We start from the raw sequence: 17,123 nt of genomic DNA on the forward strand, positions 1-17,123 counted from the left end.
AAACGGCGTGTCAGGCCCGCCGCAGCTCCTGGTCGATGAAGTTCATGACCTCTTCGGCGGAGGCGTCCCGGATCTGCTCGGCGGTCGAGGCGCCCGCGGACCGGGGGACGTCCTCCCAGCGGGCCGCCAGCACCCGCAGCCGGCGGGCGATCTCGACGGCGTCGGTGTCGGTGTCGTCGGCGGACACGGTGGCGAGCGCCGCCTCCAGCCGGTCCAGTTCGTCGAGGACACCGCCCGGCGCCCGCTCCGTCGCCGGTTCGAGCCTGGTCAGCACATGGCCGGCCAGGGCCTGCGCCGTGGGGTAGTCGAAGATCAGGGTGGCGGGCAGCCGCAGGCCGGTGGCGGCGTTGAGGCGGTTGCGCAGCTCGACCGCGGTGAGCGAGTCGAAGCCGAGGTCCTGGAAGGCCTGTTCGGGGTCCACCTGGTCGGGGCCGCTGTGCCCGAGGACGGCGGCGATGTGCGACCGTACGACACCGACGACGAGGCTCCGCCGTTCGTCCTCGCCGAGCCCGGCGAGCCGCTGCGCGAGCGGGACGCCACCGCTGTCCGCCCGGCGGGGCGGCGTCCGGACCAGACCCTCCAGGATCGCGGGCAGGAACCCGGCCCCGGCCTGCGCGCGCAGCGAGGCCTGGTCGAGCCGTCCGGCGAGGAGCGCCGGGGCGCCCGTCACGGTGAGGGCCGCGTCGAAGAGCGCGAGGCCCTCGTCGGTCGTCATCGGGCTGAGCCCGCCCCGCGCCATCCGCCGCACGTCGGACGTGTCGAGCCCCGCCGTCAAGCCGCTGGTCTCCGCCCAGAATCCCCAGGCGAGGGAGTGGGCTGGTCGGCCGTTGGCGTGTCGGTGTGCGGCGAGTGCGTCGAGGTAGGTGTTGGCTGCGGCGTAGTTGGCCTGTCCCGGGCTGCCGAGAATGCCTGCGGCGGAGGAGAACAGCACGAAGGCTGTGAGGTCGTGGTCCTTGGTGAGGTGGTGCAGGTTCCAGGCGGCGTCGACCTTGGGACGCAGGACGGTGTCGAGCTGTTGTGGGGTGAGCGTGGTGATGGTGGCGTCGTCCAGGACTCCGGCGGTGTGGACGACGGCGGTGAGCGGGTGCTCGGACGGGATGGTGTCGAGCAGCTTGGCGAGTGCGTCGTGGTCGGCGGCGTCGCAGGCGGTGATGGTGACGTGCACGCCGAGGTCTTCGAGCTGGTGTTGCAGGTCGGTGGCGCCTGGGGCGTCCGGTCCGCGGCGGCTGGTGAGCAGCAGGTGCCGGGCGCCGTGGGTGGTGACGAGGTGGCGGGCGAGGAGGCCACCGAGGGTGCCGGTGCCGCCGGTGATCAGGACGGTGCCGTCCGGGTCGAACGACGGCGCCGGTTCGGTCGCCGGTTCGGCCGCGGTGAGGCGTGGCCGGTAGACGCGGTCGTCGCGGACGGCGAGTTGAGGTTCGCCCGTGGCGATGGCGGCGTTCAGCGTGGCGGACGTGGCGGTGTCGTCGGTGTCGACGAGGACGAGCCGGTCGGGGTGCTCGTTCTGCGCGCTCCTGACCAGGCCCCAGACGGTGGCGGCGGCCAGGTCCGGGACATCGGACTTCTCGTCCGTTGACACGGCGCCCTGCGTCAGCATCACCAGCCGGGACGCGGCGAGACGTTCTTCGTCCAGCCATCGCCGCACCAGGTTGAGGGCTTCCTCGGCGGTCTCGTGCGCGGCGGTGACCGGATCGGCGGATCCGTTCGTCGCGCAGCGGGCGATGACGGCGTCCGGGGCGGCGGCTCCGGCGGCGACGGCCGCCGCGAGAGCGGCCGGGTCGGCGTGCTCCTCGCCGAGCGTCACGACCGTCCCGCCGGACGCGGACGCGGGCACCTCCGGTGCCGGGGTCCAGTCGATCCGGTACAGGTCGCCGCGCCGCGTGTCGCGCACGGCGAGCTGGTCGGGGTTCACCGGACGGAGCCGCAGCGCGTCGACCGACAGCACCGGCTCCCCGGTCCGGTCGCTCACGTCGACCCGAACACCGTCGGGCCCCTCGGGCGCGAGCCGTACCCGTAGCGCCCTGGCGGCGCTCGCGCGCATCGTCAGGCCGGTCCAGGAGAACGGCAGCAGCACCTCCCCGCCGGACCGGTCGCCGTCCCCGAGCATCAGCCCGTGCAGGGCGGCGTCGAGAAGCGCGGGATGGACGGCGTACCCGTCGATGTCGACGTCGTCGGGCAGGTCCACCTCGGCGTAGACCTCCGTGCCGTGCCGCCACGCCGACCGCAGCCCCTGGAAGATCGGGCCGTACTCCAGGCCGAGCATCGCGAAACGGTCGTAGACGGTGGTCGCGTCCACCGGGGTCGCTCCCGGTGGCGGCCACGCGGTCAGGTCGCGTTCCATGGCGGGTTCACCTGCGGACACCACGCCGGTGGCGTGGCGGGTCCATTCGTCGCCGGGGTCGCCGGAGCCGGGACGGGCGTGGACGGTGAGCGGCCGCCGCCCCGACTCGTCCGGGGGCCCGACGACGACCTGGAGCTGGAGCGTCCCCCGTTCGGGCAGTGTCAGCGGGGCGAGCAGGGTGAGGTCGTCCACCCGGTCGCAACCGACCTGTCGGGCGGCGTGCACGGCCAACTCCACGTAGCCGGTGCCGGGGAGCAGGACGGTGCCGAGCACGGTGTGCTCGGTGATCCAGGGATGGGTGCGCGCGGAGACCGTGCCGGTGAGCACGAGCCGGTCGTCCTCGGCGACCGTGACGGCGGCTCCGACCAGGGGATGCCCGGTGCTGTCCAGGCCGAGCGCGGTCGCGTCCCCGGCCGCCGCCGACGGCTCCAGCCAGAAGCGCTCCCGCTGGAACGCGTAGGTGGGCAGGTCCACGTGCCGCCGTGTCCGCGGCGCGGGCAACGTCTTCGTCCAGTCCACGGCGTGGCCGTGTGCGTGGACGCTCGCCAGCGCGGTGCGGAACTCGCGGGGCCCGTCCTGGTCGCGGCGCAGGGTGCCGACGGTGGCGGCGGCGACGCCCAGCTCCTCGTGGACCTGCTGGATCCCGACGGTGAGCACCGGGTGCGGGCTGCTCTCGACGAAGAGACGGTGGCCGCGTTCGAGCAGCGTGCCGACGGTCTCCGCGAACCGGACCTTGCGGCGCAGGTTCAGGTACCAGTACTCGGCGTCCAGGGCGGAGGTGTCCAGGACGTCCCCGGTCACCGTGGAGAAGAACGGGACGGCGGAGGACCGTGGCCTGATCGACTCCAGAACCTCCAACAGCTCGTCGCGGAGGGCCTCGACGTGCGGGGTGTGCGAGGCGTAGTCGACCGGGATGAGCCGAGCGCGGACACCGTCCGCCTGGTATCCGGCGACGAACTCCTCCAGCGCCCGCGCGTCGCCGGCGACCACGGTGCTGTCCGGGCCGTTGACCGAGGCGACGCCGAGCACGCCCGCCAGCGGCGCCAACCGCTCTTCGACCCGGTCGGCCGGAAGCGGGATCGACGCCATGCCACCCGAGCCCGCCAGCGCGGTCAGTGCCCGGCTGCGGAGGGTCACCACGCGGGCGGCGTCCTCCAGGGTGAGGGCGCCCGCGACGTACGCGGCGGCGATCTCCCCCTGGGAGTGGCCGATGACCGCGTCGGGGACGACCCCGGCGTCCTTCCACAGCTCGGCCAGCGAGGTCATGACGGCGAAGAGCGCCGGCTGGACGACATCGACCCGTTCCGGGTCGGGGGCTCCGGGCTCGCCGCGCAGCACGTCGACGAGGTTCCAGCCCACATGGCGGGCGATCGCCTCGGCGCAGGCGCGCAGATGCTCGCCGAACACCGGGGACGTGTCGAGGAGGTCCACTCCCATGGACGCCCACTGCGACCCCTGGCCGGGGAACACGAACGCGATCTTGCCGGGGTCCTTGGGCGCCACCGCCTGCACCACGCCCGGATGGGGGACCTCGTCGGCCAGCGCGGCCAGCCCGTCGAGGAGCGCCGCCCTGTCCCGTCCGACGACGGCGGCGCGGTGCTCGAACGCGGCACGGCCGGTGGCCAGCGCGTGGGCCAACTCCACGGGTTCCAGGTCGGCGCGGGACCGGACGTGCTCGGCGAGCCGCGAGGCCTGCTCCCGGAGCGCGCCGGCGTTCCGCGCGGACAGCAGCCATGGGACGGCCGGGGCGTCCGACGCGGGTTCGTCGGGCGTGGGCTCTTCCGGTTCGGCGGTCGCCTGTTCGGTTTCCGGTGCCTGTTCGAGGATGAGGTGGGCGTTGGTGCCGCTGATCCCGAACGAGGACACCGCCGCGCGGTGCGGCCGGTCGGTCTCGGGCCACGGGACGGGTTCGGAGACGACGCGGACGGCCCCCGCGTCCCAGTCGATGTGCGGGGACGGCTCGTCGACGTGCAGCGACTCGGGCACGATGCCGTGCCGCATCGCCTGCACCATCTTGATGACACCGGCGACCCCGGCCGCCTGCTGGGTGTGCCCGATGTTGGACTTGATCGATCCGAGCAGCAGCGGCCGGTCGTCGGGCCGGTCCCGCCCGTAGGTGGCCAGCAGCGCCTGCGCCTCGATGGGGTCGCCGAGCGTGGTGCCGGTCCCGTGCGCCTCGACCGCGTCGACGTCGCCGGGTTCGAGTCCGGCGCCGGCCAGGGCGGCGCGGATGACGCGCTGCTGCGCCGGGCCGTTGGGCGCGGTCAGGCCGTTGCTGGCCCCGTCCTGGTTGATCGCGGACCCGCGCACCAGCGCCAGCACCGGATGTCCGCGCCGCCTGGCGTCGGAGAGCCGTTCGACCAGGACGATGCCGACGCCCTCGGCGAAGCCGGTGCCGTCCGCGGCGGCAGCGAACGGCTTGCAGCGGCCATCGGGGGACAGCCCGCGCTGGCGGCTGAAGCCGACGAACACGCCCGGGGAGGTCAGCACGGTGACACCGCCGGCGAGCGCCAGGTCGCACTCGCCGTCGCGGAGCGACCGGCAGGCCATGTGCAGGGACACCAGGGAGGACGAGCACGCCGTGTCCAGCGTGACGGCGGGCCCTTCCAGGCCGAGCGTGTAGGCGACGCGTCCGGACGCCACACTGCTCGCGGCGCCGGTGAGCAGGTAGCCCTCCATCGCCCCGGACGGCCGCATCGCGCCGCCCGGATACGGGTGCGACGCCATGCCGACGAACACGCCGGTGCGGCTGCCGCGCAGCGTGTCCGGCCTGATCCCGGCCCGTTCGAGGGCCTCCCAGGACGTCTCCAGGAGGAGCCGCTGCTGCGGGTCGGTGGCCAGGGCCTCGCGGGGGCTCATGCCGAAGAACGCGGCGTCGAAGTCACCGGCGTCGTGGAGGAACCCGCCTTCCCGTACGTACGCCGTCCCGGCGTGGTCGGGGTCGGGGTCGTAGAGCGCGTCGAGGTCCCAGCCGCGATCCTCGGGGAAGCCCGTGATCGCGTCCCGGCCGCCGGCGACCAGCTCCCACAGCTCCTCCGGCGACCGGACCCCGCCGGGGAACCGGCAGGCCATCGCGACGATCGCGATCGGGTCGTCCGCGTCGGCGGACGTCCCCGACGCGGCGGAGGGGGTCGTGGCGGTCTCGTCGCCGGAGCCGGTGACCAGCGCGAGCAGGCGGTCGGTCAGCGCCGTGACCGTCGGGTAGTCGAAGATCAGGGTGGCGGGCAGCCGCAGGCCGGTGGCGGCGTTGAGGCGGTTGCGCAGCTCGACCGCGGTGAGCGAGTCGAACCCGAGTTCCTGGAACGGGCGGCCCGGGTCGATGGTGTCGGGCGCCGGGTGGCCGAGGACCGTCCCGACGTGCCCGCGCACCAGCGTGCGCAGGAGGTCCCTCCGCTCGGCGGCGTCCTTGCCGGCGAGCTGCCGTTGCAGGGCGGACGCGCCGCCGGTCCCGGCGCGGGCGCGCGGCGCGGACCGGCGCAGCAGGCCGCGCACCATCGGCGGCGGCGTGTCCATCTCGGCCGCGGCCCGTAGCGCCGCGAGGTCGAACTTGACGGGGACGAGCCCGGCCCGTCCCGCCGAGAGCGCGGCGTCGAGGAGACCGAGCGCCTCGCCGGTCGGCAGCGGCACGAGCACCTCGCGTCCGACCCGGGCCCGGTCGCTGTCGAAGAGCTTCCCGGTGATGCCGCTGGCCTGCGCCCACAGGCCCCAGGCGAGTGAGACGCCGGGCAGTCCCGCGGTGTGGCGGCGGGCGGTCAGCGCGTCGGCGAACGCGTTGGCGGCGGCGTAGTTGGCCTGGCCGGGGTTGCCGAGCGTTCCGGCGGCCGAGGAGAACACCACGAACGCCGCCAGGTCCAGGTCGCGGGTGAGGCGGTGCAGGTTCCAGGTCGCGTCGGCCTTCGGCCGGAGCACCGTGTCGAGGTCGCCGGGGGTGAGGGAGGTCACCGCGGCGTCCGCGGTGACGCCCGCGGCGTGCACGACGGCGGTCAGCGGGTGCCCGGCGGGGACGGCGGCCGGCAGCGCGGCGACGGCGTCGGCGTCGGCGATGTCGCACGCGGCGATGACGACCTCGGCGCCCATCGCCTCCAGTTCGGCCCGCAGCTCGCCGGCGCCGGGCGCGTCAAGCCCGCGGCGGCCGGTGAGGAGCAGGTGCCGCACGCCGTGTTCGGCGACCAGGTGCCGGGCCACCAGCCCGCCGAGCGTGCCGGTGCCGCCGGTGATCAGCACGGTGCCGTCCGGGTCGAGCGGGCGGGGGACGGTGAGGACGAGCTTGCCGACGTGGCGGGCGTGGCTGAGGTACCGGAACGCCTCCCGTGCCCGGCGGACGTCGAACGCGGTGACGGTGTGGGGCCGCAGCACCCCGGAGTCGAACAGCGCACCGAGTTCGGAGAGCATCTCGGCGATGCGGTCCGGTCCGGCCTCGAACATCTCGAACGCGCGGTAGGTGACGCCGGGGTGGAGGGCGGCGACCTCGTCCGGGTCCCGCACGTCCGTCTTGCCCATCTCCAGGAACCTGCCGCCGCGCGGCAGCAGCCGCAGGGACGCGTCGACGAACTCCTGGGCGAGCGAGTCGAGGACGACGTCGAACCCTTCCCCGCCGGTGGCGGCGAGGAACCGTTCCTCGAAGTCCAGTGTCCGGGAGTCGGCGATGTGGGTCTCGTCGTAGCCCGCGGCGCGCAGGGCGTCCCACTTGGGGCGGCTGGCGGTCGCGAACACCTCCGCGCCCAGGTGCCGGGCGAGCTGGGTGGCGGCGACGCCGACACCGCCGGTGGCGGCGTGCAGGAGCAGCCGCTCCCCGGGCCGCAACCCGGCCAGATCGACCAGCGCGTAGTAGGCGGTGAGGAAGGTGACCGGGGCCGCGGCCGCCTCCGCGAACGTCCAGCCGCGGGGCATGGGGGCCAGCAGTCGCCGGTCGGTGACCGCGACCGGACCCATCGCCCCCTCGCCGAACAGGCCCATGACCCTGTCGCCGGGGCGGAGGCCGGTGACTCCGGGACCGACCTCGGCGACGATCCCGGCGGCCTCGCCGCCGATGGTGCCGTTCCCCGGATACAGGTCCAGCGCGATGAGGACGTCCCGGAAGTTCAGGCCCGCCGCCCGCACCTCGACGCGGACCTCGCCGTCCGCGAGGTCCCGGGTGTGGTCCGGCGCCGCGACGAGGGCGATGTTCTCCACGGTGCCCGGCTCGGTGGTGTCCACCCGCCATGCCTCGGCGCCGGCGGGCGGGGCCAGGAGATCGGCGGTGTCGGCCCGTTCCAGCCGGGGGGCGCGAACGCCGTCGTCCCGCAGCGCCGTCTGCGGTTCCCCGCAGGTGAGCGCGGCGGGCAGCAGCTCCGCGGACTTCGCGCCGCCGTCCGTGTCGATCAGGACGAAGCGGTCGGGGTGTTCGAGTTGCGCGGCGCGCAGGAATCCCCAGACTGCGGCGGCGGACGGGACGTCCACCCGGTCGCCGGTGCGCGCGGCGACCGCGCCTCGGGTCACGACGGCGAGCCGGGACGACTGGAACCGCTCGTCCGCGAGCCATTCCTGGACGAGGTCGAGGGTCCGGTGCGCGGCTTCGTGGGCGCTTGCCACCGGGTCGGTGTCGCCGAGGTCGAGGAACGTCACGACGGTGGCGGGCGCCGCCGTGTCCTCGTCGTGCCGTCCGAGGTCGATCCGGTCACCGAGTTCCAGGCTCGCGGCCCAGGACGGGACGTCACCGATGACCGCGGGGGGTTCGCCTGCCGCGCCGTCCGTGGGGATCGTCGTCCAGCCGACCTGGTAGAGCGAGTCGTGCCGCGCCGGGCGGGACGCGAGCTGGTCGGCGGTGACCGGCCGCGCGGTCAGCCCGTCGACCGTCACCACCGGTGTCCCGGCGTGGTCGCTGATCAACACCGCGACGGTGTCGTCTCCGCGCGGGGACAGCCGCACCCGGACGGCGGACGCGTCCACCGCGTGCACGGACACCCCGCTCCAGGAGAACGGCAGCCGGGCCTGGTCGGACCCTTCGCCGGCGGTGAGCACGGCCGCGTGCAGGGCGGCGTCGAGCAGCGCGGGATGGACGGCGAACCCGCCCGTGTCGGTGCCCTCCGGCAGTTCGACGTCGGCGTGGACGTCGTCACCGTCCCGCCACGCCGCCCGCAGGCCGCGGAACACGGCACCGTAACGCAGTCCGAGTTCCGCGAACCGCTCGTAGACCTCGTCCGCGGACACCGGAGTCGCCCCCGTGGGCGGCCATGCCCCGTCCGCGTCGGCCGGTGGGGCCGGGGCGGTGGACGTGGTGAGCAGCCCGGTGGCGTGGCACGTCCAGGGGGCGTCGTCGGCGTCGGGGTCGGTGCTCTCCGGACGGGAGTGCACGCTCACCGGGCGCGCGTCGCTCCCGTCGGCCTCGCCGACGAGGACCTGAAGCTGGATCCCGCCCTGCCGGGGCACGATGAGCGGAACCTCGTGGGTCAGCTCCTCGATGTGGTCGCAGCCGGTGCGGTGCGCGGCGTGGAGGGCGAGTTCCACCATCGCGGTCCCGGGCAGGACGACCTCCCCCATGACCTCGTGGTCGGCCAGCCAGGGATGGGTCCGCAGCGACATCCGTCCGGTGAACAGGTGCCCGGCGCCGCCCGCGAGTTCCGTCCCCGCGGCCAGCAGCGGATGGTCGGCGGACCCGAGGCCCGCCGCGGACAGGTCGCCGGGGGCGCCGGTGGAGTCCGGCCAGTACCGGTGCCTGTCGAACGCGTACGTCGGCAGGTCGATCGGCCGTCCACCCGCGATCCACCGGTCCCAGCCGGGCTCGGCGCCGTTCGCGTGCGCCTGCGCGAGGGACGTCAGGAGGCGGACCGGGCCACCGTCGTCGCGGCGCAGGGTGCCGATCACGGCGGCCGTGCCGCCGGTCTCCTCGATGCTCTCCTGGATCGGAACGGTCAGCACGGGATGCGGGCTGACCTCGATAAAAAGCGTGTGGTCGTCGTCCAGAAGCGCGCGGGTGGCCTCGTCGAACCGGACGGGCTGCCGCAGGTTCCGGTACCAGTAGGCGGCGTCGAGTTCGCGGGTGTCGATGGGCGCGGCGGTGACGGTGGAGTAGAACTCGATGTCGGACGAGCGTGGTGCGACACCGTCGAGAAGTTCGTGCAGCGTTTCGCGCAGCTCCTCCACGAACGGCGTGTGGGAGGCGTAGTCGACCGGGACGAGCCGCGCCTGGACGCCGTCCCGCTGGAAGGCGTCGACGAGTTCGCGAAGCGCCTTCGCCTCACCGGCCACAACGGTGGAGGAGGGGCCGTTGACGGCGGCGACGTGCAGGTTCTCGGTGAGCGACGCGCGAACACGATCGACGGGAAGCGGCACCGAAGCCATCCCGCCGGAACCGGCGAGCCGGGTGATGGCCTGGCTCCGCAATGCCACGATCCTGGCGGCGTCGTCGAGACTGAGCGCCCCGGCGATGTGCGCGGCGGCGTTCTCGCCCTGGGAGTGCCCGATGACGGCGTCGGGCCGCACACCCTCCGCCTCCCACACGCGGGCGAGCGACACCATCACGGCGAACAGCGCGGGCTGCACCACGTCGACGCGTTCCAGGGAGGGGGCGTCCGGCTCGCCGCGGAGCACGTCCAGGAGGGACCAGCCGGTGTAGGGGGCCAGCGCCTCGTCGCAGGCCCGCAGGTGGTCGCGGAAGACGGGCGAGGCGTCGAGCAGTTCCCGCGCCATCCCCGCCCACTGGGACCCCTGGCCGGGGAAGACGAACACGGTCTTGCCCGGCCGGGCGCGTCCCACGACGAGGTTCCGCGCGGGCTCCCCACCGGCCAGCGCGTCCAGCCCGCTCAGAAGGTCGCCGACGTCCTCTCCGACGACGGCCGCGCGATGCTCGTGATGGGTGCGGGTGGTCGCGAGGGAGTGCGCGACGTCGACCGGATCCAGATCCGGGTCGGCCGTGACACGGTCGCGGAGGCGCTGCGCCTGGGCCCGGAGCGCCGCCTCGGTCTTCGCCGAGACGAGCCAGGGCAGCGCGGTGGAAGCACGCTCGACGGGCTCGGCCTCGGTTTCGGGCTCGGGCTGGGGCGGGGCCTGTTCGAGGATCAGGTGGGCGTTGGTGCCGCTGACGCCGAAGGAGGACACGGCGGCGCGGCGGGGCCGGTCGGTGTCGTCCGGCCAGGGGGTGGGCTCGGTCAGCAGGGTGAGGCTGCCGCTGTTCCAGTCGATGTGCGGGGAGGGCTCGTCGATGTGGAGGGTGGCGGGCAGGACGCCGTGGTCGAGGGCTTCGACCATCTTGATGACGCCCGCGACTCCGGCGGCTGCCTGGGTGTGGCCGATGTTGGATTTGATGGAGCCGAGGTGTAGGGGCCGGTCGGTGGGGCGGTTTTGTCCGTAGGTGGCGAGGAGGGCTTGGGCTTCGATGGGGTCGCCGAGGGTGGTGCCGGTGCCGTGTGCTTCGACGGCGTCGATGTCGTGGGGGCCGAGGCGGGCGTTGGCGAGTGCGGCTTGGATGACGCGTTGTTGGGACGGGCCGTTGGGGGCGGTGAGGCCGTTGCTGGCGCCGTCCTGGTTGACGGCCGATCCGCGGATGACCGCCCGGATCGGGTGGCCGTTGCGTTGGGCGTCCGACAACCGCTCCAGGAGCACGACGCCGACGCCCTCACCCCATCCGGTGCCGTCCGCCGCGGCCGCGAACGCCTTGCAGCGCCCGTCGGGAGCGAGCCCCCGCTGCCGGCTGAACTCGACGAAACCGCCGGGCGTCGCCATCACCGTGACGCCACCGGCCAGCGCCAACTCGCATTCGCCGTTGCGCAGCGACTGGGCGGCCAGGTGCAGCGCGACCAGGGAGGATGAGCACGCGGTGTCCATCGTCACCGCCGGACCCTCGAAACCGAACGTGTAGGCGACACGGCCGGACATCGCACTGGCCGAGGTGCCCGTCGCCAGGTATCCCTCGACCTTGTCGAGGATGCCGAGCAGGCTCAGCGTGTAGTCCTGCCCGTTCGAGCCGACGAACACGCCGGTCCGGCTCTCCCGCAGCGACGCGGGAAGGATCCCGGCCCGTTCGATGGCCTCCCAACTCGTCTCCAGGAGGAGTCGTTGCTGGGGGTCGACGGCCAGGGCCTCACGTGGGCTGACACCGAAGAAGTCCGCGTCGAACCCGCCGACGTCGTCCAAGAACGCGCCTTCGCGCGTGTAGGTCTTCCCCGGACGGTCGGGATCGGAGTCGTAGACGCCCTCGAGGTCCCAGCCCCGGTCGTCCGGAAACTCCGACACCGCGTCCGTGCCGTCCGCGACCAGTCTCCACAGGTCCTCCGGCGAGGAGACACCGCCGGGAAAGCGGCAGCTCATCGAGACGATCGCGATCGGCTCGTGCTCCTTGTCCTCGGCCTCGCGCAGCCGCCGATGGGCCTGGCGCAGGTCGGCGGTGGCCCGCTTGAGGTAGTCACGCAGTTTCTGCTCGGTCATCGGCCCTCACCGCTCCCAGAGGTTCCCAGCTCATCGTCGAGAACGGCGAACAGTTCGTCGTCGCTCACCGAGTCGAGGTCATCGTCATCGGGACGGCCGCCCGCGGCCGTCCCCGGGTCGTCGGTCAACTTCCACAGCAGCGCCCGCAGGCGTCGCGCGGCCCTCGCGCGGACGTCGTCCCCGAGCGGGGCGTCCAGCAGCGCGGACTCCAGCGCGTCCAGGCCGGCGAACGCCGGTGACCGGTCCGGCTCCTCCGGCACGATCTCCGGCAGCAGATGGCGCGCGAGCGCGAGCGGCGTCGGATGGTCGAAGACGACGGTCGCGCTCAGCCGCAGCCCGGTGGCGGCGCCCAGCCGGTTGCGGAGCCGGACCGCGGCGAGCGAGTCGAACCCGAGATCGCGGAACGCCCGTTCCGGGCCCACCCCTCGCGGCGACGCGTGCCCGAGCACCTCGGCCACATGCCCGCGAACCACGTCCAGCAGGACGCGCTCCCGCTCGGCCTGGTCCAGCGCGGCGAGCCGGGCGGCGAGCGAGGACCCGCCCGTCCCTCGCCGCCGGGCCGGCACCCGCACGAGGCCCCGCGCCAACGCCGGGACCTGGCCGCCCGCCGCCTCCGCCCGCAGCCTCGTGAGGTCCAGCCCGACCGGCACCAGCAGCCCGTGATCGCTTGCCAGGGCGGTGTCGAACAGCCCGAGCGCCTGGTCCGCCGTGAGCGGGACGACTCCACCGTGCACCGTGCCGGACGCGTCGAGCCGCGCGGTCATACCGGTTTCCTGCTGCCACAGTCCCCAGGCGAGGGAGTGCGCCGGTTGCCCGTTGGCGTGTCGGTGTGCGGCGAGTGCGTCGAGGTAGGTGTTGGCGGCGGCGTAGTTGGCCTGGCCCGGGTTGCCGAAGATGCCTGCGGCGGAGGAGAACAGCACGAAGGCTGTGAGGTCATGCTCCTTGGTGAGGTGGTGCAGGTTCCAGGCGGCGTCTGCTTTGGGGCGGAGGACGGTGTCGAGTTGGTCGGGTGTGAGGGTGGTGATGGTGGCGTCGTCGAGGACTCCGGCGGTGTGTACGACGGCGGTGAGGGGGTGTTCGGCCGGGATGGTTTCGAGGAGTTCGGCGAGTGCGTCCTGGTCGGTGGTGTCGCAGGCGGTGATGGTGACGTGCGCGCCGAGTTCTTGGAGTTGGTGTTGGAGTGTGGGGGCGTTCGGTGCGTTGGGTCCGCGGCGGCTGACGAGCAGCAGGTGGCGGGCGCCGTGGGTGGTGACGAGGTGGCGGGCGATGAGGGCGCCGAGGGTGCCGGTGCCGCCGGTGATCAGGACGGTGCCGTCCGGGTCGAACGTGGGACGGTCGTCCGGAACGGCCCGGGTTCGGGTGAGCCTCGGCGTGTACAGGCGGCCGTCGCGGACGGCGAGCTGAGGTTCGCCGGTGGCCAGCGCGTGCGCAACGGCCTCACGGGACGCATCGGTGCCGTCGGTGTCGATGAGGACGAACCGGTCCGGATGCTCGTTCTGCGCGGACCGGATGAGCCCCCACAGCGCCGCCCCGGCCAGATTCTCGATGTCCTCTCCGCCGCCGGTCGCGACCGCGCGCTCGGTCACGACGGCAAGGCGGGTGGCGTCCAGGCGGCTCTCGGTGAGCAGGCCTTGGACCAGTGCCAGGAGGCGGCGCGTCCCGGTGTGAACCGCGGACGCGTCGTCGCCCTGCTCCGCGGTGAAGGGGAGCAGCAGGAACTCCGGAACCGGGGCTCCCGTGTCGGTCGCCTCACCCAGCGCGGACATGTCCTGGTCGATGTCGATGACCGTCCACTGCACGCTCGCGCTCTCGGGGACGGGAAGAGGCGGCCACTCCACATGGAACAGCGCGTCGCCGTGGCCGACCGTGCGGCCGACCTGATCCGGGGAGACCGAACGGGACGTCAGAGCCGCGATGGCCGCCACCGGAACGCCGTCGCCGTCCCAGACGGTCACCTCGGCGGAGTCGCCCGACCGCACCAGGCGGACCCTGAGCGCGGTGCCACCGGAGGCGTGGAACGACAGGCCGGTGAACGAGGCGGGCATCTGCGGTGTTGCGGAACCGTCGTGGAGGAACGGCTGGAAGGCGGCCTCCAGCAGAGCCGGATGAACGTCGAAGCCGGTGACGTCGATGTCGTCCGGCAGGTCCACCTCCGCGTAGAGCGTGTCGCCGTCACGCCAGGCCGCGCTCACACCCTGGAACGCCGGGCCGTACTCCGCTCCCGCCTGGAACAGCCCGTCGTACAACTCGCCGGCGTCGATCGGAGACGCTCCACGCGGCGGCCACGGACCGGCCGACGCCTCCGGCTCGTGGACGTCGGCGGGGCTGAGCAGACCGGTGGCGTGGCACGTCCAAGGACCGCCGGGCTCGGCGCTCTCGGGCTGCCCATGGACGGTGACCGGAAGCCTGCCTGCCTCGTCCGGCCCTCCGACCGTGACCCTGAGCCGTACGGCGCCGTCCGCGGGGAGCGTCATCGGCTCCTGCAGCACGAGTTCCGCCACCTGGTCACAGTCGGCGTGGTGTGCGGCGTGCAGGGCCATGTCGGCGAAGGCGGCACCGGGAAGCACCACGGAGCCGTGGACGGCGTGATCCGCGAGCCAGGAATGGTCGTCCAGGGAGACCCGGCCGGTGAGGACCCGGGTGCCGTCGGGGAGTTCCACGGCGGCGGCCAGGAAGGGGTGGTGAGTCGCGTCGAGCCCGAAGGCCGTGGAGTCACCGGCGACGGTCGGCGTATCAAGCCAGTAGGGGTGGTGTTGGAAGGGGTAGGTGGGGAGGTCGGCGGGTGGTGTGGTGGGGAGGATTTTGGTCCAGTTGACGCTGGTGCCGCGGGTGTGGGCGGTGGCGAGTGCGGTGGTGAGGGTGTGGGTTTCGGGTTGGTCTTGTTGGAGGAGGGGTGTGGTGTCGGGGGTGAGGGTGGTGAGGGTGGTGTCGGGTCCGAGTTCGAGGTGGGTGGTGACGCCTTGTTCGTGGAGGGTGGTGATGGTGTCGGCGTAGCGGACGGTATGGCGGATGTGGTTCGTCCAGTAGCCGGGTGTGGTGAGTTGGTCGGGTGGGGCGATCTTCCCGGTGAGGTTGGAAACGATCGGGATGGTCGGCGGGTGGTAGGTCAGGGTGGAAGCGATCTCCCGGAACTCGTCCAGGACGGGGTCCATGTGTGGGGAGTGGAACGCGTGACTGACCTGTAGTTGCTTGGTCTTGCGGCCCTGGTCGCGCCAGTGGGCGGCGATGGCCTGAAGTTGGTCGTGGTCGCCGGAGACGACAATCGAGGTGGGGGTGTTGATGGCGGCGATGGCGACTTGGTCGGTGAGCGTTTCCTGGATTTCCTGTTCGGTGGCCTGGATGGCGATCATGGTGCCGGTGGGGTCGGCCTGTTGCATGAGCCGTCCCCTGGCCGCGATGAGGGTGCAGGCGTCGGGCAGGGAGAGGACGCCTGCGGCGTGGGCGGCGCTGATTTCGCCGACGGAGTGCCCGGCCAGGTAGTCGGGGCGGACGTCCCAGTGCTCCAGGAGCCGGTAGAGCGCGATTTCGAGGGCGAAGAGCGCGGGCTGGGCGTGTTGGGTCTGGTGGAGGCGAGGGTCGTCGTCGGCGAAGACGATGTCGCGTAGTGGTGCGTCGAAGTGGGCGCACACTTCGTCGAGGGCCTCGGCGAAGACGGGGAAGGTCTTGTAGAGGTCGCGGCCCATGCCGGAACGTTGGGAGCCTTGCCCGGAGAATAGAAATGCGGTTTTGCCACCGGTGGTGGTGTTGCGGATGACTTGGTCGCCGATGAGGGCGGCCCGGTGTTCGAAGTGGGTGCGGCTTGTCGCCAGGGTGTAGGCGATCTGAGCGGGGTGCAGTTCGGGGTGGGCCCTGACGTGGTCGCGTATCCGTTGGATCTGGGTGTCCAGGGCACTCTCGGTTTTGGCGGACAGAAGCCAAGGCAGCGCGCCGGAGTCGGCAGGGGGCCGGTCGTCGTCCTGGACGGGTGGGACGTCTTCGAGGATGAGGTGGGCGTTGGTGCCGCTGATCCCGAAGGAGGACACAGCCGCGCGGCGTGGCCGGTCGGTGTCGTCCGGCCAAGGCGTGAGTTTCGTCAGCAGGGAGAGGTTGCCGCTGTCCCAGTCGATGTGCGGAGAGGGCTCGTCGATGTGGAGGGTGGCGGGCAGCAACCCGTGGGTCATCGCCTCGACCATCTTGATGACGCCCGCGATCCCGGCGGCGGCTTGGGTGTGCCCGATGTTCGACTTGATCGAGCCGAGGTGCAGAGGCTGGTCGTCGGGGCGGTCCTGCCCGTAGGTGGCGAGCAGTGCTTGGGCTTCGATGGGGTCCCCGAGGCTGGTGCCGGTGCCGTGGGCTTCCACCACATCGACCTCGGCGGCGCTCAGACCGGCGTTGGCCAGCGCGGCGCGGATGACGCGTTGCTGAGAGGGGCCGTTGGGGGCGGTGAGGCCGTTGCTGGCCCCGTCCTGGTTGACGGCCGATCCGCGGATGACCGCCCGGATCGGGTGACCGTTGCGCTGCGCGTCCGACAACCGCTCCAGGAACACGACACCGGCGCCCTCGCTCCACCCCACACCGTCAGCGGTGGCGGCGAACGCCTTGCAGCGGCCGTCCGGAGCGAGTCCTCGCTGCCGACTGAACTCGATGAAGGAAACAGGGGTCGCCATGACGGTGACACCACCGGCAAGGGCGTACTCGCACTCACGGTTGCGAAGCGACTGAACGGCCAGGTGCAGGGCGACCAGCGAGGACGAGCAGGCGGTGTCCACGGTCACGGCCGGGCCTTCGAGCCCGAAGGTGTAGGAGATGCGCCCCGACGCGATGCTGTAGGCGCTGCCGGTGCCGATGTATCCCTCGAAGCCGTCCGGAGCCTGATGATGGAACCGGCCCGCGTAGTCGCCGTACATCAGCCCCGTGAAGACACCGGTGCGGCTGCCGCGCAGCGCGGCGGGCGCGATCCCGGCCCGCTCGATGCTCTCCCAACTGGTCTCCAGGAGGAGACGTTGTTGGGGGTCGATGGCCAAGGCTTCACGAGGGCTGATGCCGAAGAAGTCGGCGTCGAATCGGTCGGCGTCGTAGAGGAATCCGCCGCTGCGCGTGTAGCTCTTTCCCGGCGCGTCAGGGTCGGGGTCGTAAAGGGAATCGACGTTCCAGCCACGGTTGTCGGGGAAGTCGGAGATGGCGTCGCGGCCCTCGGCGACCAGCTCCCACAGTTCCTCGGGCGAGGTGACTCCGCCCGGATACCGGCATGACATTCCGACGATGGCGATGGGCTCTCTCGACTCCGCGGTGAGCCGCTGTGTCTGCTGCCGTAGCCGTTCGTTCTCCAGCAAGGAGGCGCGCAGCGCCTCGACCACGTCGTCGCGAGAGGTAGCCGTCATCTGTTCCCCGCTTTGCGTCG

2 protein-coding genes are annotated in these 17,123 nt (G+C 72.9%); both read right to left on the bottom strand.

All coding sequences use genetic code 11. The features are described from left to right. Nucleotides 1-10: 10 nt before the first annotated feature. On the bottom strand, nt 11-11,743 hold the full coding sequence (locus BZB76_RS36195; RefSeq protein ID WP_121438118.1) for a type I polyketide synthase: 11,733 nt from the start codon (nt 11,741-11,743) through the stop codon (nt 11-13). Then, entirely contained in the window at nt 11,740-17,103 is a 5,364-nt protein-coding gene (locus tag BZB76_RS35055; RefSeq protein WP_170180853.1) for a type I polyketide synthase, read from the bottom strand. Before BZB76_RS35055 ends, BZB76_RS36195 begins: the two co-directional genes overlap by 4 nt. Between the last annotated feature and the right edge of the window lie 20 nt (nt 17,104-17,123).

It is taken from the genome of Actinomadura pelletieri DSM 43383 (genome assembly GCF_003634705.1).
Classification (GTDB): Bacteria; Actinomycetota; Actinomycetes; order Streptosporangiales; family Streptosporangiaceae; genus Spirillospora; species Spirillospora pelletieri.

Excerpts from the sequence above, each read along its gene's own strand:
- BZB76_RS36195 (WP_121438118.1), bottom strand. The coding sequence starts at position 11,743 with ATGACCGAGCAGAAACTGCGTGACTACCTCAAGCGGGCCACCGCCGAC.
- BZB76_RS35055 (WP_170180853.1), bottom strand. The coding sequence starts at position 17,103 with ATGACGGCTACCTCTCGCGACGACGTGGTCGAGGCGCTGCGCGCCTCC.